The following is a 22,121-nucleotide window of genomic DNA, read 5'->3' as shown; positions in this document are numbered from 1 at the left end:
CCGCATCACGGGGGTGGACCCCGGCGATGCGGGGGGAGGGATTTGAACCACGGTCGCGCCAGAGGCGCTCCCTGATTCAAATCTTCCCCCCTTGTGCATTCGCGCGTTGTGGACGCGCTCATGCGAGGGGAGGGATTTGAACCCACGGACCGCCGCGAGACGGTCCGGCTCGCTTCACTCGCCGGCTGCGACTCGCGTGCTCTCGTTCGCTCGCGGTGCTCGCTCACGAGACCTCTACAGGAGCGGATCTTGAGTCCGCCGCCGTTTCCGGGCTTGGCGACGCCGGCGGCTAGGAGTGAATCGGGTGTGAGATTTTGCGAGGGAAGAGCGCTCCGAGAGCGTCTTCCGCATCACGAGGGGTGGACCCCGGCGATGCGAGGGGAGGGATTTGAACCACGGTCGCGCCAGAGGCGCTCCCTGATTCAAATCCTCCCCCCTTGTGCATTCACGCGTTGTGGACGCGCTCATGCGAGGGGAGGGATTTGAACCCACGGACCTCTACAGGAGCGGATCTTGAGTCCGCCGCCGTTTCCGGGCTTGGCTACCCTCGCACGCAGGCGGACCGACGCCCCCGCGGAGATTTAAACCACCGATTTCCGCGCCGGCGACCCGCGTGGTCGGTCGACGTGGGGGCCGGCACGGTACCCATCCCTCCGGCGCGGGCCGGTCGCTCACGCGTCTCCGTGTGGCGGCAAGGCCGTCCCTCCGCCGCGACCGCTCACAGCGCGATCATCGAGACGCCGACGACCGCGAGGAGTGCGGCGACGAGGCGGACGCGGAAGTAACGCTCGCCGAGGAGGATCCCGCCGAGCACGACGGCGATAATCGCCTGCGTGTTGATCACGGGCGAGGCGACGCTCGCGGGGAGCGACGCGAACGCGACGGTGGTCAGGTGCTCGCCGAGCGCGACGAGCGCGCCGGCCGCGAGGAACTTCGGCGCGTCGCGGCGGGTCACGGCGGGCGGATTCCGGATCGCGGCGGGGAGCAGCACTAGCCCGGCCCCCGCGAGGAGCAGCGGCACCCACAGCGTCCCGGGGATCGCGAGCTCCTGGAGGGCCACGCGCTTCCCGAGGTCGGCGAGGGCGTAACACGCCGCGCTCACCAGGGCGAGCTGAGCGGGCCGAGAGTGGACGGCGCCGACCAGCGGCGCGAGCAGGCTCCCGGGCTCGTAGTTCGCCACGTAGACGGCCGCCGTGGCGACGACGACGCCCGCGACCTGGATCGGCGCGAGCACCTCGCCGAGCAGCAGCACCTCCAGCGGGAGCACGAACATCGGGACGACCTTGTTGATCGGGGTCACGTAGGAGACGTCGCCGAGAGCGATCGCCCGGAGGAAGAGCACGAACGCGGCCGCGGTCGCCGCCGCGGTCCCGGCGACGACGGCGACCGCCGCTGGGTCGACCGCCGCCATCGACCGGGCGATCCGCCCGGGCGCGGCGGGCGGGTCGCTCGCGATCGCCGCCCCGCCGAGGTCGTTCGTCGCGACGGTCACCGGGAGGAACCACGCGATCGCCGCCGCGTTTATCAGCACCGTGAGCCCGGCGGGCGGATACCCCGAAAACGAGCGCTTCAACACGAATATGTAGCTCCCCCACACGAATGCGGCCCCGATCGCGGAGAGGAGCCCGAAGTCCATCGACCGGTTCGACGTCGGCCGCAGGAAAGAGGCGTTCGATCCCGGCCGCGTCGCGCGCGCGGTCGGGCGCGGCCCGGGCCGCGAAACGGTTACGTCGTTGGGCCCGAGAGGCGTTCGCATGGACGAACACACCCGGGACCCCGGCGTCGCTCCGCCGCTCGGGAACCCGACCGGGTGGCACGCGGGCGGCGACGAGGCGGACCGGTCGGGCGACGGCGACGCGGACGCCGACCCCGCCGGCGACGCCCGGGTCGCCGGCGGCCACTGGGAGCATGCCACGCTCCGCCGGGCGACCGAACACGGCGTCAGACTGTTCAACGCCGGCGCGTACCACGAGTCGCACGACTGCTTCGAGGACGAGTGGTACAACTACGGGAGCGGGACGACGGAGAGCGCCTTCCTCCACGGGATGGTGCAGGTCGCCGCGGGCGCGTACAAGCACGTCGACTTCGAGAACGACGACGGGATGCGGTCGCTGTTCGAGACCGCCCTGCAGTACCTCCGCGGCGTCCCGGACGACTTCTACGGCGTCGACGTCGTCGAGGTGCGCGCGACGCTCCGCGCCGCGCTCGACGATCCGGCCGCGCTCGACGGCTGGAAGATCTCGCTGGACGACGCCCGCCCGGAGGCGTACCCGGCGGACTACGAGTACGCCGAGCGGGTCGACGAGGCGCACTGAGGGGCGCCGACGAGGGAGGCTGAGGGGCGTCGACGAGGGGTGACGAGCCGTCCGAGCGCGGCGGCGATCCGAACGCGACTTACCCGCCGAGCGCGTCCGACGGGTATGGACGTGTACGAACTGGGCGAGGGCGAGCCCGAGGTCGCGGTCGTCGGCGCGATCCACGGCGACGAGCCCTGCGGCGCCCGCGCGGTCCGACGGCTCCTCGACAGCGACGTCGACGTCGAGCGCCCCGTGCGCCTGATCGTCGCCAACGAGGCGGCGCTCGACGCCGGTGTGCGCTACCTCGACGCCGACCTCAACCGGGCGTTCCCCGGCGACCCGGAGTCGGCCGCCCACGAGGAGCGACTGGCCGCCGAGCTCCTCCCCGAGGTCGAGGGGTGTACCACCCTCGCGATCCACTCGACGCAGTCGTCCGCGGAGCCGTTCGCGGTGATCGACTCGATGGACGAGGTCACCCGCGCGGTCGCTCCGCACCTCCCTGTCGACGTCGTCATCGAGACCGACGCCTTCACCGAGGGCCGGCTCATCGAGCACCCGCACACGCTCGAGGTGGAGGCCGGCCTGCAGGGGTCCGACGGGGCCGCGGACAACGCCTACTGGCTGACGCGGGCGTTCCTGGCCGCCACCGGGGCGCTCCCGGCGCCGGGGGCCGAAGACGTGGTCGACGCGGGCGGCCGCGACGACGTCGAGGTGTTCCGGCTCCGCGACCGGATCCCGAAGCCGGACGCCGAGCGGTACGAGGTGTTCGCGCGCAACTTCGAGCGCGTCGAGGTCGGCGAGGCCTTCGCGGCCGCCGGCGACGAGCAGCTCCGCGCCGACGAGCCCTTCTATCCCGTGTTGCTGTCGCCGTACGGCTACCGCGACCAGTTCGGCTACGTCGCCGACCGGGTCGGGACGATCGAGTGAGCGGCGAGGGAGCGACGGGTCACTCGACGAGTTCGATCGCGTCGTCGCCGTTCGGCACCGCGCAGATGAACGCCCCCGTCTCGTCGCCGTCGTTCCGGTACCAGTGCTCGACGCCGGCCGGGATGAGGAGCGCGTCACCCGGAGAAACGGCGTGCTCCGTCTCGCCGATCCCGACCACGTACTCGCCGGCGAGCACGTACTGCTCGTGTTCGACCGCGTTCGTGTGACGCGGGACCGCGGCGCCGGGCGCGATCTCGAACCGCCGCATCGCGAAGTGCGGGGCGCCGTCCGACTCGTCTAAGAGCACGCCCTTCCGGAGCCCGTCCGCGGCGTCGACCGCCTCGTACCCGACCTCGTCGCCGCGTTTCAGGACCGCGTCCGATGCGCTCGCCGCTGCGTCAGTGGCGTCTCCCATACCGACCGATCGGCGGCAAGGTGTTTATAAACGACGGCGGCGCGCGTCGGCGTCGGTCGGGCCGAGTCACCGTCGCGGGTTCTCGGGAGCGTCGGCGTCAGGACGTTTAACCTCCCACCCGACGTATTCGGAGGCATGCGTGGACTCAAGATCGGGACGGCGCTGGGGATCCCGGTCAGGCTCAACTGGACGTTCCTGATCGTGTTGCCGCTGTTCGCCTACCTCATCGGCTCGCAGATCGAGATGATCGCCGACGTGATGAACGAGTCGCTCGGCGCCGGCATCGACCCGGCCGCGCTCGCCGGGGGGCTCACGCCGTGGGCCCTCGGGCTGGCGGCGGCGGTCGGGCTGTTCGCCGGCGTCCTCCTCCACGAGTTCGGCCACTCGATCGTCGCCATGCGGTACGGCTACGAGATCGAATCGATCACGCTGTGGCTGCTCGGCGGGCTCGCCAGCTTCAGCGAGTTCCCCGAGGACTGGAAACACGAGTTCTGGATCGCGATCGCGGGGCCGGTCGTCAGCATCGCGGTCGGCGCCGGCTGTTACGCCGTGTTCGTCCTGGCGCCGGTCGGGTCGAACGCGGTGTTGTTCGTGTTCGGCTACCTCGCGCTGTTGAACGTGGTGCTCGCCGTCTTCAACATGCTTCCGGCGTTCCCGATGGACGGCGGGCGCGTCCTCCGCGCGCTCCTGGCCCGGAACCAGCCGCACGCGCAGGCGACCCAGCGCGCCGCCGCGGTCGGAAAGGCGTTCGCGTTCGTCATGGGGCTCATCGGGCTGTTCAACTTCCAGCTGCTGTTGATCGTCCTCGCCTTCTTCATCTACATCGCCGCCTCCGGCGAGGCCCAGCAGACCACGCTGAAGGCCGCCTTCGAGGACGTCACCGTCGGCGACGTGATGACCGGCCGCGAGGACCTCCACACCGTGCGCGAGAACACCTCGGTCGCCGAGCTGATGAGCCGGATGTTCGAGGAGCGGCACACGGGGTACCCCGTGCTCCGCGGCGAGAGCCTCGTCGGGATGGTGACCCTGGAAGACGCGCGGTCGGTCCGGGAGGTGGAGCGCGACGCGTACACCGTCGGCGACGTGATGGCGACGAACGTCGTCGCGGTCGGCCCGGAGACCGACGCGATGACCGCCCTCCAGACGATGCAGGAGAACGGCGTCGGCCGTCTGCCCGTCGTCGACCGCCAGGAGCGGCTCGTCGGGATCATCTCCCGCTCGGACCTGATGACCGCGTTCAACATCATCCAAACGGGCGGCACCCCGAGCATCATCAGCGGGCGGCGACAGATCGGCGACGACCCCGACGTGTTCTGAGGCGGACCGAGTCCGCGTCGCGTCCACCGACGCGCGGCGGCGCCGATCGGCGACCGAAAGCGACTCGTCGTCGACGACACTACCGGCTCGCATGAGCGATACGGACGCGTCGGTCCCGGTCACGGTGTACACCCGCGAGGACTGCGCCCTTTGTGACGCCGCGCGGGAGACGATCGAGGAGACCGCCGCCGGGCTCGACGTGGCGATCGACCTCGAGATGGTCGACGTCGACGAGGACCCCGAACTCGCCGACGAGTACGGCGAACGCGTCCCCTACGTGATGGTCGACGGGCACCCGGCGTTCAAGTACGAAGTCGACGAGCGCGAGCTGCGGCTGAAGCTGCTCGCGGCGTCCTGAACGGCTGAAAAAAAACGGCTCGGCCGGCGACCGCTACGCGACCGTCTCCTCGCCGGCGCCCGGAGCGTTCGTCTTCAGGTTCGTGACGGCCTCGACCGCGTTCGACCGGGAGGCGTACCCCTGGCCGGAGTCGGCCACGATGTTCCCGTTGCGGTGCCGGAGCCGCCAGCGCCACTCCCCGCCCGCGTCCTCGAACAGCTCGAACGTCGCCGCGCTCTCGATCCCCTCGTCCTCGCTCGGAACCGCCACGGCCGGCTCGTCGGCGTCCTCGGGTTCCGGCCCGTCGTCGGCCGCGACGGCCTCCGCCTCCTCGACCGGCGTCTCGATCCGGAGGAGCCCGGCGCCGCGCGCGTTCCGCCGGACGCTGTGGAGCCCCTGCTGTGCCTTCCCGCGGCTGCTGTACCCCTGGCCCGACGTCGCGATCACGTTCCCGTTGCGGTGTCGGAGCCGCCAGCGCGGCTTCCCGCCCGCGTCCGTGAACAGCTCGAAGCGGGCCTTGCTCTCGCGGAGCGACGCCGCCTCGTCGCGCGCGACCGCGACCTCCGCGTCGAGGTCCTCCGCGCGCTCCTCGGCGGCGGCCAACTCCTCTCGCGTCGACGCCAGTTCGTCGCGGACCGACGCCAAGTCAGCCTCCGTCGACGAGAGCTCCTCGCGGGTGGCCTCCAGTTCGGCGCTCGTCTCGTCGCGCTCCGCCGTCGCGGCGGCCGTCTCGTCGCGCATCTGCTCGTAGTCCTCGTACACCGGATCGGAGAGCAGCGGGACGACCGTCCCCGCGAGCCCGATGAGGAGCAGCCCGACCCCGTACAGCGTGATCACGGTCGAATCGCCGGAGGCGGTGAACCACCCATCGGGGAAGATGTTCACGAACCACACGACGCCGAGGACGCTCACCGCCGTCCCGAGGTAGCCGAGGTACGTTCCGGTCCGGCGTAGCGGGAAGCGTATCACCGCCCCGAGCATGACGAACGGCGGCGCCAGCGCGGTCAGCGCGTACGCGATGCCGCGGGTCGTCGTCGCCGACTCGGTGACGAAGAACAGCGCGACGCCGGCGAGCCCGAGCAGCACGCCGACCCCGAACAGCCAGTAACCGTTCACCTCGTCGCTCGTGGTCGGCTCGCCGATCCGTCGCGCGTACAGTCCGCCGCCACGGTCCGGGTTGTCAGGAGTTGGCATGGGTGCGGAGACTTTGACCGTCGGTTTATTACTGATGGTGTGTGACACGATAACAAGTGTAAATTCCGGACTACCGCGACCCGAGCGTTTACCCGTCGAACGGTCCCCCATATGGTATGTACGTACTCCGAGGCGGACGGGTCGCCGACGCGGCGGGGAGTCGCGAGGCAGACGTGGCAATCGCGGACGGCGAGATCGTCGCGGTCGGCGACGACGTCGACGACGCGGGTGACGTCGACGAGGAGATCGACGCCGCCCGGAAGACCGTCGCGCCCGGGCTGATCGACGCGCACGTCCACGTGATGATGGACGGCCGCCCGGACGTCTCGACCGCGGTGTCGGAGAGCGACTACGCCGCGAGCTACCGCGCCGCGAGCAACCTGCGGGCGGCGGTCGAGGCCGGAGTCACGACGGTCCGCGACCTCGGGAGCAGAGGAACGCTCGCGCTCGACGCGGGCGAGGCGGTCGCCGAGGGCGAACTCGACGGCGCGCGGGTGCTCGCGTGCGGTCGCAACGTGATCATGACGGGCGGCCACGGCAACTGGTTCGGGCGCGAGGCCGACGGGCCGGCGGAGGTCCGGAAGGCGGCCCGCGAGCAGCTGAAGGCGGGCGCGGACGTGCTCAAGTGCATGGCGACCGGCGGCGTCCTCACCGAGGGCGCGGTGACGGGCGCCCCCGAGCTGACGCCCGAGGAGCTGGCGGCGTTCACCGACGCGGCCGCGCCGACCGACACGCCGACCGCGGCCCACGCCCACGGCGAAGCGGGGATCAAGAACGCCGTCGAGGCCGGGATCACGAGCGTCGAACACGGCACCTTCATGGACCGTGAGGCCGCCGAAATGATGGCCGACCGGGGCACCTACTGGGTGCCGACCGCGAGCGCGCTCCGCGGCATCGTCGACAACGGGATCGAGGCCGGGATCCCCGAGGACGCCGTGGCGAAGGCCGAGGACGCCGCCGACCGCTTCGACGACGCGTGGGACCACGCGCTCGACGCCGACGTGCCGATCGCGATGGGCACCGACGCGGGCACGCCGTTCAATTTCTTCGAGGACATTCCCCAAGAGCTGGCGTACATGGTCGACTACGGCCTCTCCCCGGAGGCGGCGCTGGAGGCCGCCACCGTCAACGCCGCCGACCTGCTCGGGCTCGACGACGTCGGCCGCGTCGAGGCCGGGTACCGCGCCGACCTCGTCCTCCTCGACGCGGACCCGACCGAAGACGTCGAGGCGTGGCGGGAGCCGGCGGCGGTGTTCGCCGCCGGCGACCGGGTCGCGTAGGGCGGGGACCGGACCGCGACCGGGGGCGATCGACTGGAGTCCGATCGCCCGCGAACGGTCGCTTTTAACCCGAGCCGCCGCAAGGATCGGTCGATGACGAGCGCGCAATCCGGGTCGTCGCCCCGGCACGCGGACCCGGACGAGAACCCCTACGTCGAGTCGCCGCCGACCGACTTCGAGCCGGTCGAGGAGCTCTCGACCGAGGACGCCGCCGAGCAGGCCTCCCTGCTCCGGGCGGCGGTCCGGGAGCACGACCACCGGTACTACGTCGAGGCGGACCCGCTGGTCTCCGACGAGACGTACGACCGGCTGTTCGCCCGGCTCAAAGAGCTGGAGGACGCGTTCGACCTCCCGACCGACGGCTCGCCTACCCGCCGCGTCGGCGGCGAGCCGCTCGACGAACTGGAGACCGTCGAGCACGTCGCGCCGATGCGCTCCATCGACAACGCGACGGAGGCGGAGGCGGTCCGCGAGTTCGACGAGCGCGTCCGGCGCGGGCTCGACGCCGAGGGGTTCGACCCCGACGACGTCGCGTACGTCTGCGAGCCGAAGTTCGACGGCCTCTCCGTCGAGGTGGTGTACGAGGACGGCGTCTACGCCCGCGCCGCGACTCGCGGCGACGGCCTCGAGGGCGACGACGTCACCGAGCAGGTGCGGACGATCCGCTCGGTTCCGGGCCGGCTCCGCGGTGACCCGCCGGGGACGCTGGCGGTCCGCGGCGAGGTGTACATGCCCCGCGACGCGTTCGACGCGTACAACGAGGAGCGGATCGAACGCGGCGAGGAACCGTTCGCGAACCCCCGCAACGCCGCGGCCGGGACCCTCCGACAGCTCGACCCCGCGGTCGTCGCCGAGCGCCCGCTCGACGTCTTCTTCTTCGACGTGTTGGCGTGGGAGGCCGGCGACGGGGCGGCGGAAGGGGCAGAGGGCGACGACGCCGAGCCGCCGGAGCGCCCCGACACCCATTGGGCCGAGTTCGACGCGTTCGACGCGTTCGGGCTCCGCCGCGCCGACCGGGTCGAGCGCGTCGGCGACATCGAGGGCGCGCTCGACTACCGCGAGCGCCTCATGGCCGAGCGCGACGACCTCGACTACGAGATCGACGGCGTCGTGATCGCGGCCGACGACCGGGCGCACCGCGAGGCGCTCGGGTCGACCTCGCGGGCGCCGCGCTGGGCGTTCGCGTACAAGTTCCCGCCCCGAACCGCGACGACGACGGTGGAGGGTATCACCGTGCAGGTCGGGCGGACGGGCCGGCTCACCCCCGTCGCCGAGCTCGCCCCCGTCGACGTCGGCGGCGTCACCGTCTCGCGGGCGACCCTCCACAACCCCGCCGAGATCGAGACGCTCGGCGTGAACGTCGGCGACCGCGTGCGGATCTACCGCGCCGGCGACGTGATCCCGTACGTCCCCGAGGTCGTCGAGAAGCGCTCCGAGGGCGCGTACGAGTTCCCCGAGGCGTGTCCGGTCTGCGAGGCCCCCGTCGAGCGCGACGGCCCGCTCGCCTTCTGCACCGGCGGGCTCGGCTGCCCGGCGCAGCTGGAGCGGGCGGTCGAACACTGGGCGCGGCGGGACGCGCTCGACGTCGAGGGGCTGGGTCCCGAGCGCGTCGAGCAGCTCCGCGAGGCCGGGCTCGTGGAGTCGCTGCCGGACCTCTACGACCTGACCGTCGAGGAGCTCGCCGCGCTGGAGGGGTGGGGGGAGACGAGCGCCGAGAACCTCGTCGCGGAGCTGGAGGCGACGAAGGAGCCGCCGCTCGGCGACTTCCTCGCCGGGCTCGGGATCCCGGACGTGGGCGCGACGACCGCCCGCGCGCTCGCGGCAGCGTTCGGCGACCTCGACGCGGTCCTCGACGCCGACGAGGCGGCGCTTCGCGAGGTCGACGACGTCGGTCCAGAGGTGGCCGAGTCGATCCGGGCGTTCCTCGACAGCGACGAGAATCGGGCGGCCATCGAGGGGCTCCGCGAACGCGGCGTCGAGCCCGAGTCGGTCGAGGTCGAGGCCGGCGACGCGCTCGACGGGCTCACGTTCGTCTTCACCGGGTCGCTGTCGGCGACGCGGAGCGAGGCGCAGGCGCACGTGGAGGCGCACGGGGCGAACGCCACGTCGAGCGTGTCGGGCAACACAGACTACCTCGTCGCCGGCGAGAGCCCCGGGCGGTCGAAGCGAAGTGACGCCGACGCCGAGGGCGTCCCCGTGCTCGACGAGGACGCCTTCGCCGACCTCCTCGCCGAGCGCGGGGTCGCGTGGCCGCCCGAGGAGTGAGGAGGCCCCGAAGCGCCGTGCCCGCCGACGAGACCCGCAACCCTTTATCCCGAGACGCGGGAACGGGAATGTATGACCGCCATCGAGCTGCGTGGCGTGCGGAAGGAGTTCGGCGACGTCACGGCCGTCCGTGACCTCGACCTCACCGTACAGGAGGGCGAGGTGTACGGGTTTCTCGGCCCGAACGGCGCCGGCAAGTCGACGACGATCGACATGCTGCTCGACCTCGTCCGCCCGACCGCGGGGACGGTGCGCGTCCTCGGACGCGACGCCACCGGCGACGGGGTCGCGATCCGGCGGCGGACCGGGGTGCTCCCGGACGGGTTCGCCGTGTACGACCGGCTCTCCGGGCGGAAGCACGTCGAGTTCGCGGTCCGATCGAAGGAGGCCGACGACGACCCAGACGCCCTGTTAGAGCGCGTGGGGCTGCTCGACGACGCCGACCGGAAGGCCGGCGGCTACTCGAAGGGGATGCGCCAGCGGCTCGCGCTCGCGATGGCGCTCGTCGGCGAGCCCGACCTGCTCGTCCTCGACGAGCCCTCCTCCGGGCTCGACCCCGCGGGCGCGAAGGAGATGCGAGAGATCGTCCAGCGCGAGGCCGACCGCGGCGCGACCGTCTTCTTCTCCTCGCACATCCTCGAACAGGTCGACGCCGTCTGCGACCGCGTCGGGATCCTCCGCGACGGCGAGCTCGTCGCCGAGGACTCCGTCGAGGGCCTCCGCGAGGCCGTCGGCGGCGAGGAGACGCTGGAGATATCGGTCGGCGACGCGAGCGGGACGGGCGGTGCGAGCGACGCGGCAGTCGAGGCGGTCCACGCGGTCGACGGCGTCAGCCGCGTCGACCGCGACGGCGACGCGCTCGTCGTGAGCTGCGCCGACGGCGCGAAGACACGCGTCATCGCCGCGCTGGAGGACGCCGGCGTCGACGTCGCCGACTTCCACACCCGGGAGGCGTCGCTGGAAGACCTGTTCCTGGCGTACACGGAAGGCGACGCGGCGGAAGGCGACGCGGCGGAGGGCGACGCGGCTGAGGGCGACGCGGCGGGATCCGACGGCGGACGGCCCGGCTCGGTCGCTCCGGACGAGGAGGTGGCCGAATGACCCTCGCCGCCATCGCGGAGAAGGACTTCCAGGACGCGGTGCGCTCGCGGGGGATGATCGCTCTCGTGGCGCTGTTCTCGCTACTCGTCGCCGTCTTCGCGTTCGTGATCAGGCCGACGGGACAGGGCGAGCAGTTCGCGACGGAGCTCCTCCTCCGCTTCTTCGTCAGACCGTTCCTCGTGACGACGCTCGTCCCCCTCGTCGCGGTCGTGATCGGCTACAACGCCGTGAGCGGCGAGCGCGAGTCCGGCTCCCTGAAGCTGCTCCTCTCGCTGCCGCACTCGCGGGCCGACGTCGTCTTCGGGAAGGTCGTCGGCCGCGGCGCCGCGCTGTCGGTCGCGGTGTTCGTCGGGTTCCTGCTCCCCGCCGCCGTGCTGGCCGTGCTCGCGCAGACCGGGGGGATCGCGGCGTTCAACGTCGGCTCGTACTTCGGGTTCACCGTCTTCGCCGCGGTGCTCGGGGTCGTCTTCGTCGCGATCGCGGTCGGCTGCTCGGCCGCCGCGTCGACCCAGCGGCGCGCCCTGATCGGCGGCGTCTCGATCTACGTCCTGTTCGTGCTGCTGTGGGGTGCCGTCACCGGCCAGTTCCTCGGCGCCGCCGGCGGGATCGTCGACCCGCTCCCGGTGTCGACGGAGCAGGTCCGGACGTTCCTCCGGGTGTCGAACCCGACGACCGGCGTCGAGATCCTGTCGAACGCGTTCCTCGGCGGGCAGCTGTTCGCGGGCGAGACCGTCAACCGACAGATATCGGCGGCGTCGATGCTCGTGTTCTGGACGGTCGCGCCGCCGCTGGTCGGGCTCTGGAAGTTCGACGCCGACGACTTATAAACGAAGGCGGCCGTCTCGCGGCCGGTTACGCCGTCGCGCGCTCGATCGCCGCTTCGAGGTCGGCGACGATGTCGGCGGGGTCCTCGATGCCGACGGAGAGCCGCACCATGTCACCGGTGACGCCGGCGTCCTCCTGTTCTGCTTCGGTCAACTGCTGGTGAGTCGTCGACGCCGGGTGGATGACGAGCGTCTTCGCGTCGCCCACGTTCGCCAGCAGCGACGCGAGGTCGGCGTTCTCGACGGTGCCCTTCGCGGCCTCGTAGCCGCCCTCCAGCCCGAAGGTGATCATGCCGCCGTAGCCGCCCTCCAAGTACTCGCTCGCCTCCGCGTGGGTCTCGTGGCTCTCCAGTCCGGGGTAGTTCACCCACGCCACGTCCCCGTGCTCGTCGAGGTACTCCGCGACGATGCCGGCGTTCTCGCAGTGGCGGTCCATTCGGAGGGGAAGCGACTCCGTCTGCTGGAGCGTGTTCCACGCGTCGAACGGCGACTGCTGGTTCCCCAAGTCGCGCAGCCCGCGGGTGACCGCCGCGAAGGTGAACGCCGCCTCGCCGAACGCGTCGACGTAGTTGATCCCGTGGTACGCGGGGTTGTCCTGCGCGATCTCCGGGAACTTCTCGGGGTACTCGCCCCACGGGAAGGAGCCGCCGTCGACGAGGACGCCGCCGACGGTGGTGCCGTTGCCGGTGAGCCACTTCGTCGTCGACTCCCAGACGAGGTCAGCGCCGTGGTCGAGCGGGCGGCAGAGGGACGGCGTCGCGAACGTGTTGTCGACGAACAGCGGGGCGCCGTGCTCGTGGGCGATGTCGGCGATCCGCTGGATGTCCGGCGTGACGAGGGCGGGGTTCCCGATGGTTTCGATGTGGACGTAGGCGGTGTCCTCGTCGATGGCGTCGGCGTATCCCTCGTAGTCGAGCGGGTCGACGAACCGCGTCGAGACCCCGCGCCGCTCGACGGAGTGGGTGAGGTAGGTGTAGGTGCCGCCGTACAGCGCCGACGAGGAGACGATGTTGTCGCCCGCGGACGCGAGCATGAACGTCGCCAGGTCGAGCGACGCCATCCCGGAAGCGGTGGCGATCGCGCCGACGCCGTTCTCCAGGGAGGCGAGCCGCTCTTCGAGGGCGCCGTTCGTCGGGTTCATGATCCGGGAGTAGACGTTGCCGGCCTCCTCCAGCGCGAACAGCCGGGCGGCGTGGTCGGCGTCCTCGAACTCGTAGGACGTCGTCTGGTAGATGGGCGTGGCCCGGGCGCCGGTCGCCGGGTCCGGGTCGGAGCCGGCGTGGACGCTTCGGGTGCGGAACTCGCGGTCGGGCTGGTCCTCGTCGGATGGCATGGATCGACGTGGGCCCGCCACGTATTTAACTGCGCCCGCAGTTGCCGGCGTTACCGGTTTCTCGGAGACGGCATCGTGGCGTGGCACCGCTGCCGCGCCCGACTCGTGCGAACCGTTAACAGCGTCGAACCGTAACTCAAGTTATGGGAACCCAAGGTCCGCGCGGCGAGACCCTCGAGCTAGAGGACGCGGTCGGCGGTATCCCGGACGCCGTCTGGCAGTACACGGCGCTCGGCGCCGCCCTCCTCGTCGGTTTCGCCCTCCTCAGCCAGAGCCTCGTCTTCGGCGTCGGAGCGCTCGCGGTGTTGCTGGCGGCGGTCACGGTCGTCAGCGCGGTCGAGATCGTCGACGCCTACGAAAAGGAGGCGCTCACGGTGTTCGGCGAGTACCGGAAGCTCCTCCAGCCGGGCGTCCACCTCATTCCGCCGTTCGTCTCCCGGACGTACGCGTTCGACATGCGGACGCAGACGCTCGACGTCCCGCAGCAGGAGGCGATCACGCGGGACAACTCGCCGGTGACGGCGGACGCGGTCGTCTACATCAAGGTGATGGACGCGAAGAAGGCGTTCCTCGAGGTGGACGACTACAAGAAGGCGGTCTCGAACCTCGCGCAGACCACGCTCCGGGCCGTCCTCGGCGACATGGAGCTCGACGACACGCTCTCCCGTCGCGACCAGATCAACGACCGCATCAACGAGGAGTTAGACGAGCCGACCGACGAGTGGGGGATCCGCGTCGAGGCCGTCGAGGTCCGCGAAGTGAGTCCCTCGCAGGAGGTCCAGCGGGCGATGGAACAACAGACCGGTGCCGAGCGCCGCCGCCGCGNCGCTCTCCGGCTCCGACGTCCAGCAGATGGAGGGGTTAGAGAGCAAGGAGTTCGACGAGGAGACGGAGAAGATGCTCGGCTTGGAGGACATCGAGAGCGCCCTCGAACAACTCGACACCGTCGCCGACAGCGATCTACGGACCGACGAGACCCGCGACGCGGACACGGCCCGCGACGTCGACCTCGCCCGTCAGGAGGGAGAGACCCGCGAGGCCGACCGGGATGTCGAGCTGGAGGCCGAGAGCGAGCGCCCGGGGACGTAAGCCCGACTCGCGGCTGCCGCACGTCGTCGACAGAGAAGCTCGCCGGAACCACGATCGCGCCGCCGCACGGGTCGCTGACGTTCCCAGAGCCGAAGACGCCCACCTCGAGGCGGACCGGGACATCGATCTGGAGTCGGAGTCTGGGAGTGACTGAGACGGTAGGCGAGCCGCCACGAGTAGCGATCAGCTTTCACAGGCTCTACACTCGAGAATATCTCGACTGAATTTCTGTGCGGCATTCACGCTGTGCTGATAGTAGAGGCTCTTGACCCCTTTTTTCCAAGCTTCTATGTAGAGCTGATTGATCTCCTTGACGCTCACTTCACTCGGATCGATCGAGATGTTCACGCTCTGTGCTTGGTCTATGTGTTTCTGTCTCTGTGCCGCCTGATTGATGATCGCCATCTGCGGTATCTCGGCGAAGGTCTTGAACACCTCTTTCTCTTCGTCCGTCAGACACTCGAGATGTCGAACGCTCCCGTCCTTATTGGCGATGCTGTCCCAGACTTCGCGGGTGTCTTTGCCCCGCTCCGCCAGTATCGCCTGAAGGAATCTGTTTTTTTGCGTCGACTTTAGCTTCGCACCGTCTCGCACGAAGTAGTTCGATTTCAGCGGCTCGATGCTCGGACTGACCTGACCCAGAATGACGCTGCTCGATTTCGTCGGAGCCACGCTCATCGTCGTCGTGTTCCGCCTGCCGTAGCCCTCGAGAACCTCCGGCTCCCCGAACTCATCCGCAAGCGCTTCACTCGCCTCGTAGCTCCGCTCTTTGATGATCCGGAAGATCTCCCCGTTCTTCTCCATCGCCTCCATGCTGTCGAAGGGGATCATGTTGCTCTGGAGGTAGCTGTGCCACCCGAGGACGCCGATCCCTATCGCTCTGTGTCTCTTCGCGAACCGCACGGCCCGCTCCATGAACTGTACTCCCTCCGTGCGCTGGATGAATTCCTCCATCACCGCGTCCAGGAATCGCGTCAGAGTCTCCACTGCATCGGTATCCTTCCATTCGTCGTAGTGGAGAGCGTTCATACTTGAGAGACAGCAGACGAAGCTCTCGTCCGCCGTGGCCGGCAGCGCTATCTCGGTACACAGGTTGGACGCGTTTATCTGGTAATCCTTGTCCTTGTAGACCTGTGGCTTCCCCTCGTTCATGTTCCCCCGGAAGATTATATACGGAACGCCGATATTGATCCGGGTCTCGATAATGTCCGCCCAAGTCTCTCGCTTCTCTTCATCGCCGTCAATCATCGCCTGAAACCAGTCGTCACCGATGATGACTCCGTAGTAGATGTCCTGTACTGGGTCCCCTTCGGTTTTGATGTTAAGCCATTCTTCTAGGTCGTCGTGTTCGACGTCGATGTAGCCGGCGAACTGCCCCCGCCGGGTTTCGCCCTGGCTGATGACGTTGATGATCGTATCGAACAGCTCTGTGAAGCTGTAACTCCCGTTGCTCTTGCCGTTGTTCGTTATCGGACTGCCTCGCGGCCGCAGCTCACCGAAGTACCCGCTCGTGCCGCCGCCCTGCTTGGTCATCTCACCCACCTCGGCTTGGGTGTAGAGAATGCTCTCGATGCTATCCTCCATGTAGCTGCCGAAGCAACTGATAGGAAGGCCTCTGTCCAGTCCGAAGTTGGACCACACCGGGCTCGCGAGACTATAGAAGCCCCGACTCATGTACTCGTAAAACTTGTCCGCGAAGCCCTCCTCACCGAGGATCTCTTCGGCGCGCTCCGCTATCTGTCTGACTCTCTCTTCCGCTTCGACGCCCTCGATCAGGTACCCCTCTCTGAGAAACTCCCTACTGTCCTCGTTCAGCCAGTAGAACGGTTCCGTATGCTGTTGCTCAACGCTTTCGAGTTCTGTTTGTGCCATTGTTAGAACATGTCCTCGGCGGTAACGCTCTGCGTGTGTTTGTTGTACGTGGTCGACCGCTTGCTGAAGAAGTCGTTATCCTTGGTCATCATAATGTCCTCGTCGAACCAGCGCGTCTCCTCAAGCAGGTCGTCGTCCGTCTCGAATATCGGTTCCACGCCGACGGTTTCTAGACTCTGATTGAACCGGTCTCGCAGAAACGCGTCGACGTGCGCTCGAGGAAGGAACTCCAGCTCGCCGTCAGCGAATATCCAATTCAGAATCTCCAGCTCTGCCTCGTAGGCCTGCCGACAGGCCTCTTGGACGTCCTCCTCGAAGTCGTCATCGAAGAGGTCCGGGTTCTCCTCGCTGATCGTCTCCACCAGCTCAATCCCGAACAGACCGTGAATCTGCTCCTCTTTGCTGGTTGCTTCGACGGCGTTCGCTATCCCCGTGAACTTCTTTTCGTGCTTGTCGAAGCTCGTCATTATGAGGAACTGGCTGAATAGCGAGACGTGTTCGACGAACGTACTGAACAGCAGGATGCTCATCACGTACTCCCGTTCGTCGTCGCTCTCGCTCTTCTCCAGATACTCATCGAGATACTCGATCCGCTCTTTGATCGCCGGCTCCTCAGTTACCTGCTCGAAATCGTCCGTGATTCCTAAGACGTCGAGTAGGTGACTGTAGGCGTCCATGTGCCGCACCTCGCTTTCCGCAAAGGTCATACCCACGTTCCCGACCTCGGCTTTGGGCATCTCCTCGTAGATATCCGACCAAAACGTCTTCACTTGCACCTCGATCTGCGCGATAGCCAACATCGTCCGCTTGATAACGGTCTGCTCAGCAGGAGTCGTGTTGACCCTGAAGTCTTGGACATCTCCGTCGAAATTAAACTCCGTGTGTACCCAGTAGCTGTTCCGGATCGCCTCGACGTAGTCGAGAAACTCGCTGTACTCGTAGGGCTTCAGCTGTTTTCTCTCCGAGAAGATGTCCGTCTCTATGTCTGCGCCTGTACTCGCGTTCGTGTTTGCGTTTTCGCTTTCACTCATCGTTGGTCATCTCAAACGTGACCGATTGCGTTGGATTGCCTCTGCCACTGTCTAGCATCAGTCTGGTGAGTCCGACCGCAGTCGTGTCGCTCGGGAGACGGTCTTACAGCGTGACGTGAGTGTAGCCGTGTGAACCGTATCGGACCACACAGACTCCACCGGTATAAGTATTACCAACAAAATTGTAGTATAACAAGCTCACTTTCACACTAGGAGGGCGGAGTCGTTCCTCCGATCCACGAATGGGCGGTGCCGAGACGGGGACTGAGCGGTAATCTCCGGTTACGGGTGGTCGCTACAGTGCCCAACTGGCGGCGTCAAGCACCCGCGTAGTCCAATCGCGATGACTCCGCCGAGCAGTTCGGCGAGGAGCGCGAACCCGGAGCCGGACGCGAGCGAGAGACCGACGAGACGTGAGACTCGGACGACGTCGACCTCACCCGGCAGGAGGAGGAGACCTGCGAGGCCGACCGCGACGTCGAGCTGGAGGCCGAGAGCGAGCGCCCGGGGAACTAGGGTCGGAGTCGGCCTCGAACGAATCCGGGCCGTCAGGGGCGCCAGTTCGCCGGATCGACCGCCCAGAGCGCGCCCACCGCGAGGACGCCGGCGACGCCCCCGGCGACGAGAGCGAGCACCGAGCCGGGGACGGCGACGACCGAGGCGAGCAGCAGGACCGCGGCGACGAGCAGCGCGACCGTGTCCTCCGTGGTCGACGCGCGCACGACGGGCGCCACCGCCCCGCCGACGACGGCGCCGGCCGCGACCGCGGCGGGCGGACCGGAGCGCAGCGCCGCGAGCGACTCCGGAAGGCCAAACGCGGCGAGGGACGCCCCGAAGCCCGCACCGATCCCCGCGCCGAGCGCGAGCGCGCCGACGGCACCGAGCGCGGGCGCGAGGAGGGCGGTCCGCGCGGAGAGGTCGGCGTCGACGAGCGCGGCCCCGCCGGAGACCACCAGTACCGACCCGGCCGCGAGGAGCGCGGGCGCGACCAACAGCGAGACCGGGGACGGCACGACGAAGTCTGGGGTGCCGGACGCGGTCGCCGATCCGGGGACGACCGCGGGCGCGACGGTGGCGGCGCCCGCGAACGCGGCGCCGGCGACCGCGAGCAGGACGAGTCCGAGGAGGCGGCGGCGGAGAGCTGTCATACCGACGGGAACGCCGCCGGGACACAAAACGATCGCGGGACTGAGACGGGATCGGTGCCGGGATGCGAGGGGCGCGACGCGGGTCGGCGGCGCGCGATCTGAACGCGTCGCCCGCGGCGGGGCCCTACACGGTCACGCCGGCGCGGTCGCCGTCGATCGAGACGACGACGCGCTCGGGCGGTCCCCGCTCGTCCGTCAGTCGGATCAGGAGGGTCTTGACGACCGGGTCGTCGGTGTCGACGTCGCCGCGGACGCCGACTCGGTCGACGGCGATCCGGAGCGAGCGGTCGCCGATGCGGCTGATCGCACCGAGTCGGAGCGCGACGGCCGGCGCCGTGAGCCGCTGGGCGACGACGAGCACGGCCTCCCCGTCGTCGTCGACGAAGGCGGTCGCGTCGACGAACGCTCGCGTCTCCGTCGCGTCGGGACGGAGCGCGCTCCTCGCCTCCGCGCTCGATCGGAAGGAGGCGGCGTGGGTGATGATCTCCGCGGGACGGTCGAGGACGCTCTGTCCGTCGACCAGCGGGTTCCCGTCGATGGAGCGGCTCCGGACGCCGAGGTCGCGGGGCGTCGACGCCGCGAGGTCGTGGAGGCGGTCGACGCACCCCGCCGTGGCGGCGGTGAGGGCGCCGACGACGACCGCGCGGCGGTGCATGTGACGGGCTCTGACGGTCGGGGATAAAACCCCGTCGTCGCGCGTCTCGGCGCGTGAGAATCGGGCGGACGCGGGGCGATCGGAGGCGTCGAACCGAGGGCGTGGAGGCGGGACGGTCGAGCCGGGTCGAGCGAGACGGTCGAGACGGACGGCCGAGACGGATCGGCGCGCCGGCCTACTCGTCGACCATCGGCGCGGGCACGCCTCCGTCGTCGGCGTCGAGTTCGAAGGCCCGGCGGAGCTCGGCGATCCGGTCGCGGATGTCCGCGGCGAGTTCGAACTCCAGGTTGCTCGCGGCCTCCTCCATCCGGTCTTCGAGCGCCTCGATCTGCGCTTCGGCCTCGTCTTCGCTCTCGACGTCGCCGACGCTGACCGACGAGGTGTCCGTCTTCGACCCCGGGAGGTTCGTCTCGCCGACCGGCTTGTCGATCGTCGTCGCCTCGTAGCCGTGCTCGGCGTTGTACTCCAGTTGGATCTCGCGGCGGCGCTGGGTCTCCTCGATCGCCGCCTCCATCGAGTCGGTCATCCGGTCGGCGTAGAGGACGACCTCGCCGTTGACGTTGCGGGCGGCCCGCCCCATCGTCTGGACGAGGGTCGTCGTCGAGCGGAGGAACCCCTCCTGGTCGGCGTCGAGGATCGCGACGAGCGAGACCTCCGGAATGTCGAGCCCCTCGCGGAGCAGGTTGATCCCGACGAGCACGTCGATGTTGCCGAGCCGGAGGTCGCGGATGATCTCGTGGCGCTCGAGGGTGTCCGTCTCGTCGTGCATGTACGCCACGTCGACGCCGGCCTCCTCGAAGTACTCCGTGAGGTCCTCGGCCATCCGCTTGGTGAGCGTGGTGACGAGGACGCGCTCGTCGCGCTCGATCCGGTCGTCGACCCGATCGAGGAGGTCCTCGACCTGCCCGGTCGCCCCCGTCACCTCCACCTTCGGGTCGACGAGATGGGTCGGCCGGACGATCTGCTCGACGATGCGGTCGGAGGTCTCGCGCTCGTAGTCGCTCGGGGTCGCCGAGACGTAGAGGGTCCGGTCCGTCTTCTCCTCGAACTCCTCGAAGGTGAGCGGACGGTTGTCGTAGGCGGTCGGGAGCCGGAAGCCGTTCTCGACGAGCGAGTCCTTCCGGGACTTGTCCCCCTCGTACTGCCCTTTGATCTGGGGGATCGTCTGGTGGGACTCGTCGATCACGGTGAGGAAGTCGTCGGGGAAGTAGTCGAGGAGGGTGTAGGGGGCGTCGCCCGACTCCCGGTCGTCCATGTGCACCGAGTAGTTCTCGATCCCCGAGCAGTAGCCCGCCTCCCGGAGCATCTCGATGTCGAAGGTGGTCCGCTCCTCGATGCGCTGGGCGGCGACCAGATCGCCCTGCCGCTCGAAGTAGCTGACCCGTTTCTCCATCAGGTCCTCGATCTCCGCGATCGCCTGCTCCAGCTGGTCGTCGGGGATCGAGTAGTGCTCGGCGGGGTGAAGCATGACCGCGGGCTCCTCGCTCACGACCTCGCCTTTCATCGGGTCGACCTTGATCATGCGGTCTATCTCGTCGCCCCACAGCTCCACCCGGACCGCGTACCGCCCGTACATCGGGTAGATCTCGACGGTGTCGCCGCGGACGCGGAAGGTGCCTTGCGTGAAGTCCACGTCGTTGCGCTCGTAGTTCAGGTCGACGAGCCGGGCGAGAAGCTCCTCGCGGCCGACCTCCTCGCCGACCTCCAGGCGGAGCGCCATGTCGCGGTAGTTCTGCGGGTCGCCGAGCCCGTAGATGGCCGAGACCGAGGCGACGACGATCACGTCGTCGCGGGTGAGCAGGGAGCGGGTCGCGGAGTGGCGGAGGCGGTCGATCTCCTCGTTTATCGACATCTCCTTGTCGATGAACGTGTCCGTCTGCTCGACGTACGCCTCCGGCTGGTAGTAGTCGTAGTAGGAGACGAAGTACTCGACGGCGTTGTCCGGGAACAGCTCGCGGAACTCCTCGTACAGCTGGGCCGCGAGCGTCTTGTTGTGGGCCAACACGAGCGTCGGCTGGTCCAGCTCCTCGGCGACCCACGAGACGGTGTTCGTCTTCCCGGAGCCGGTGACGCCGAGGAGGGTCTGCTTGTCGGCGCCCGACTCGTACCCCTCGACGAGCTGTTCGATCGCCTCGGGCTGGTCGCCCGCGGGCTCGAACGGGGCGTCGACCCGGAGCGGGCGGTCGACGGTCGGGCGGTCCTCCGAGAGGGGAGAGTCGGCGTCGCTCACGATACGCGTCGTTGGGTGGCGAGACACTTGAGCGGCGCGGCTAGGTAAGTGACTGCGGCGAAATCGTCTCGCGCGGACGGTTCCGCTCCGGAGAAGACCCATTATCGATCGGGCTGAACACCAGATCGTGTCCCTCCCGTTCTCACCCGCCGTCGCGTTCGGCATGGCCCTCTTCCTGTTCGTTCTGTTGGCGACAGGCGTCTGGGTGAACTTCGACGCACACGCTCGCGGAAGCGATTATCCGACCGCCTGGGCCGTCTTCGCACCGCTCTCGGGGATCGTACTGGCGTACTACCTCCTCTGGTGGCGTCGCGGGCGGCCCCGCGAGCGGCCGCCGGGCCGAGTGGAGCGAGCCGCCGTTACCGTCGTCGTCGCCGGAATCGGCGGGATGATCGCCGGAAGCCTCGTGTCACCGCCCGACCCGGCCGCACAGCTGACCGTCTGGCCGATCGCGTTCGCCTGCTGTCTCCCCGTCGCGTATTGGGTGGTCAGACGGCGGTTTGGCGCGGCCGGAGGCGGGAACGCCGGTCGGTAGAGAGGATCGAGGTCTCCAAAGTCCCGGCCGCTCGGTTATAAACCGTTGGCTGCCGATCGACGGTGAACACCGCCAAAGCCCCAGCCGCGAGGACTCGCGCGCTTTGCTGCGCTCCTCACTCGCGTTGTTCGCTGCGGTGCTTGCTGCAGCGTGCTTCGTCCTCGCGACAGCGAGGCGCTTCGCGCCTCTGGCAGCCGGCGGCGAAGCCGCCGGCGACTGCCCCTTTGAGTCCCGCCCCCGCCCGCACCGCCCCGCAGCCCCACGCCCCCCC

At 69.0% G+C, this 22,121-nt stretch carries 18 protein-coding genes, 2 tRNA genes and 1 pseudogene; 10 read left to right on the top strand and 11 right to left on the bottom strand.

Annotated features, from left to right (window positions below; genetic code table 11):
- Positions 1-179: 179 nt before the first annotated feature.
- From DJ73_RS20340 to DJ73_RS10755, 3 genes are all read right to left on the bottom strand, one after another.
- Positions 180-287: transfer RNA gene (locus DJ73_RS20340), tRNA-Leu, on the bottom strand.
- Positions 288-467: 180 nt separating this feature from the next.
- A tRNA-Leu gene (locus DJ73_RS10760) sits at positions 468-551 on the bottom strand.
- 167 nt (positions 552-718) lie between these two features.
- Positions 719-1,636, bottom strand: a complete 918-nt coding sequence (locus tag DJ73_RS10755) for an EamA family transporter (protein ID WP_094523781.1) — start codon at positions 1,634-1,636, stop codon at positions 719-721.
- A 118-nt stretch (positions 1,637-1,754) separates the two neighbouring features.
- Here DJ73_RS10755 and DJ73_RS10750 point away from each other — a divergent pair, with 118 nt between their 5' ends.
- Positions 1,755-2,315 carry a DUF309 domain-containing protein gene (locus DJ73_RS10750; protein WP_094557937.1) on the top strand — a complete coding sequence of 187 codons (561 nt, stop codon included), beginning with the start codon at positions 1,755-1,757 and terminating at the stop codon, positions 2,313-2,315.
- Between the two features lie 105 nt (positions 2,316-2,420).
- Positions 2,421-3,224: a succinylglutamate desuccinylase/aspartoacylase family protein gene (locus DJ73_RS10745; protein WP_094523779.1), complete on the top strand. Its 804-nt coding sequence runs from the start codon at positions 2,421-2,423 to the stop codon at positions 3,222-3,224.
- Positions 3,225-3,243: 19 nt separating this feature from the next.
- On the opposite strand, the gene DJ73_RS10740 is transcribed toward DJ73_RS10745, so the two are convergent.
- The gene (locus DJ73_RS10740; RefSeq protein WP_094557936.1) at positions 3,244-3,639 is read right to left on the bottom strand and encodes a cupin domain-containing protein; all 396 of its coding nucleotides are present in this window, start codon (positions 3,637-3,639) and stop codon (positions 3,244-3,246) included.
- Between the two features lie 135 nt (positions 3,640-3,774).
- Between DJ73_RS10740 and DJ73_RS10735 the strand changes: the two genes are divergently transcribed.
- Together DJ73_RS10735 and DJ73_RS10730 are read left to right on the top strand one after the other, a co-directional pair.
- Positions 3,775-4,956, top strand: a complete 1,182-nt coding sequence (locus DJ73_RS10735; RefSeq protein WP_094523777.1) for a M50 family metallopeptidase — start codon at positions 3,775-3,777, stop codon at positions 4,954-4,956.
- A 91-nt stretch (positions 4,957-5,047) separates the two neighbouring features.
- On the top strand, positions 5,048-5,314 hold the full coding sequence (locus DJ73_RS10730; protein ID WP_094523776.1) for a glutaredoxin family protein: 267 nt from the start codon (positions 5,048-5,050) through the stop codon (positions 5,312-5,314).
- A 54-nt stretch (positions 5,315-5,368) separates the two neighbouring features.
- Here the strand turns inward: DJ73_RS10730 and DJ73_RS10725 are convergent.
- Positions 5,369-6,487: pseudogene (locus tag DJ73_RS10725) on the bottom strand (DUF1508 domain-containing protein); the annotation flags it as partial.
- Between the two features lie 116 nt (positions 6,488-6,603).
- On the opposite strand from DJ73_RS10725, the gene DJ73_RS10720 reads away from it, so the two are divergent.
- From DJ73_RS10720 to DJ73_RS10705, 4 genes are all read left to right on the top strand, one after another.
- Positions 6,604-7,767, top strand: a complete 1,164-nt coding sequence (locus tag DJ73_RS10720; RefSeq protein ID WP_094523774.1) for an amidohydrolase family protein — start codon at positions 6,604-6,606, stop codon at positions 7,765-7,767.
- Between the two features lie 93 nt (positions 7,768-7,860).
- Complete coding sequence (ligA, locus tag DJ73_RS10715; protein WP_094557935.1) at positions 7,861-10,032, top strand: NAD-dependent DNA ligase LigA; 2,172 nt, start codon at positions 7,861-7,863, stop codon at positions 10,030-10,032.
- Between the two features lie 72 nt (positions 10,033-10,104).
- The gene (locus DJ73_RS10710) at positions 10,105-11,133 is read left to right on the top strand and encodes an ABC transporter ATP-binding protein (RefSeq protein WP_254921635.1); all 1,029 of its coding nucleotides are present in this window, start codon (positions 10,105-10,107) and stop codon (positions 11,131-11,133) included.
- The gene (locus DJ73_RS10705) at positions 11,130-11,960 is read left to right on the top strand and encodes an ABC transporter permease (RefSeq protein WP_094523771.1); all 831 of its coding nucleotides are present in this window, start codon (positions 11,130-11,132) and stop codon (positions 11,958-11,960) included. Before DJ73_RS10710 ends, DJ73_RS10705 begins: the two co-directional genes overlap by 4 nt.
- Positions 11,961-11,985: 25 nt before the next feature.
- Here the strand turns inward: DJ73_RS10705 and DJ73_RS10700 are convergent, their stop codons facing one another.
- Complete coding sequence (locus DJ73_RS10700; protein WP_094523770.1) at positions 11,986-13,290, bottom strand: O-acetylhomoserine aminocarboxypropyltransferase/cysteine synthase family protein; 1,305 nt, start codon at positions 13,288-13,290, stop codon at positions 11,986-11,988.
- Positions 13,291-13,433: 143 nt separating this feature from the next.
- Between DJ73_RS10700 and DJ73_RS10695 the strand changes: the two genes are divergently transcribed.
- Positions 13,434-14,603 carry an SPFH domain-containing protein gene (locus tag DJ73_RS10695; protein ID WP_394338325.1) on the top strand — a complete coding sequence of 390 codons (1,170 nt, stop codon included), beginning with the start codon at positions 13,434-13,436 and terminating at the stop codon, positions 14,601-14,603.
- Here DJ73_RS10695 and DJ73_RS10690 read toward each other — a convergent pair.
- From DJ73_RS10690 to uvrB, 5 genes are all read right to left on the bottom strand, one after another.
- Complete coding sequence (locus tag DJ73_RS10690) at positions 14,563-16,251, bottom strand: ribonucleoside-diphosphate reductase subunit alpha (protein WP_094557934.1); 1,689 nt, start codon at positions 16,249-16,251, stop codon at positions 14,563-14,565. The two genes, DJ73_RS10695 and DJ73_RS10690, sit on opposite strands and share 41 nt — an antisense overlap.
- A gap of 2 nt (positions 16,252-16,253) precedes the next feature.
- Positions 16,254-17,282, bottom strand: a complete 1,029-nt coding sequence (locus DJ73_RS10685) for a ribonucleotide-diphosphate reductase subunit beta (RefSeq protein WP_094522870.1) — start codon at positions 17,280-17,282, stop codon at positions 16,254-16,256.
- A gap of 548 nt (positions 17,283-17,830) precedes the next feature.
- On the bottom strand, positions 17,831-18,430 hold the full coding sequence (locus DJ73_RS10680; protein WP_094522868.1) for a hypothetical protein: 600 nt from the start codon (positions 18,428-18,430) through the stop codon (positions 17,831-17,833).
- Between the two features lie 124 nt (positions 18,431-18,554).
- Complete coding sequence (locus tag DJ73_RS10675; protein ID WP_094527299.1) at positions 18,555-19,085, bottom strand: hypothetical protein; 531 nt, start codon at positions 19,083-19,085, stop codon at positions 18,555-18,557.
- 175 nt (positions 19,086-19,260) lie between these two features.
- Entirely contained in the window at positions 19,261-21,315 is a 2,055-nt protein-coding gene (gene uvrB, locus DJ73_RS10670; RefSeq protein WP_094522864.1) for an excinuclease ABC subunit UvrB, read from the bottom strand.
- 127 nt (positions 21,316-21,442) lie between these two features.
- Here uvrB and DJ73_RS10665 point away from each other — a divergent pair, with 127 nt between their 5' ends.
- Entirely contained in the window at positions 21,443-21,850 is a 408-nt protein-coding gene (locus DJ73_RS10665; RefSeq protein WP_094557933.1) for a hypothetical protein, read from the top strand.
- Positions 21,851-22,121 lie beyond the last annotated feature (271 nt).

It is taken from the genome of Halorubrum sp. Ea1 (genome assembly GCF_002252965.1).
GTDB lineage: Archaea > Halobacteriota > Halobacteria > Halobacteriales > Haloferacaceae > Halorubrum.
Note: the sequence above shows the minus strand (reverse complement) of the source record. Positions and strands in the feature narration are given on the sequence as shown.

What these genes read in the sequence shown, in the direction of transcription:
- DJ73_RS10740 (WP_094557936.1), bottom strand. Translation starts at nt 3,639, where the DNA reads ATGGGAGACGCCACTGACGCAGCGGCGAGCGCATCGGACGCGGTCCTG.
- ligA (WP_094557935.1), top strand. Translation starts at nt 7,861, where the DNA reads ATGACGAGCGCGCAATCCGGGTCGTCGCCCCGGCACGCGGACCCGGAC.
- DJ73_RS10705 (WP_094523771.1), top strand. Translation starts at nt 11,130, where the DNA reads ATGACCCTCGCCGCCATCGCGGAGAAGGACTTCCAGGACGCGGTGCGC.
- DJ73_RS10680 (WP_094522868.1), bottom strand. Translation starts at nt 18,430, where the DNA reads ATGACAGCTCTCCGCCGCCGCCTCCTCGGACTCGTCCTGCTCGCGGTC.
- DJ73_RS10730 (WP_094523776.1), top strand. Translation starts at nt 5,048, where the DNA reads ATGAGCGATACGGACGCGTCGGTCCCGGTCACGGTGTACACCCGCGAG.
- DJ73_RS10745 (WP_094523779.1), top strand. Translation starts at nt 2,421, where the DNA reads ATGGACGTGTACGAACTGGGCGAGGGCGAGCCCGAGGTCGCGGTCGTC.
- DJ73_RS10690 (WP_094557934.1), bottom strand. Translation starts at nt 16,251, where the DNA reads ATGGCACAAACAGAACTCGAAAGCGTTGAGCAACAGCATACGGAACCG.
- DJ73_RS10755 (WP_094523781.1), bottom strand. Translation starts at nt 1,636, where the DNA reads ATGGACTTCGGGCTCCTCTCCGCGATCGGGGCCGCATTCGTGTGGGGG.
- DJ73_RS10685 (WP_094522870.1), bottom strand. Translation starts at nt 17,282, where the DNA reads ATGAGTGAAAGCGAAAACGCAAACACGAACGCGAGTACAGGCGCAGAC.
- DJ73_RS10710 (WP_254921635.1), top strand. Translation starts at nt 10,105, where the DNA reads ATGACCGCCATCGAGCTGCGTGGCGTGCGGAAGGAGTTCGGCGACGTC.
- DJ73_RS10720 (WP_094523774.1), top strand. Translation starts at nt 6,604, where the DNA reads ATGTACGTACTCCGAGGCGGACGGGTCGCCGACGCGGCGGGGAGTCGC.
- DJ73_RS10675 (WP_094527299.1), bottom strand. Translation starts at nt 19,085, where the DNA reads ATGCACCGCCGCGCGGTCGTCGTCGGCGCCCTCACCGCCGCCACGGCG.
- DJ73_RS10750 (WP_094557937.1), top strand. Translation starts at nt 1,755, where the DNA reads ATGGACGAACACACCCGGGACCCCGGCGTCGCTCCGCCGCTCGGGAAC.
- DJ73_RS10700 (WP_094523770.1), bottom strand. Translation starts at nt 13,290, where the DNA reads ATGCCATCCGACGAGGACCAGCCCGACCGCGAGTTCCGCACCCGAAGC.
- DJ73_RS10735 (WP_094523777.1), top strand. Translation starts at nt 3,775, where the DNA reads ATGCGTGGACTCAAGATCGGGACGGCGCTGGGGATCCCGGTCAGGCTC.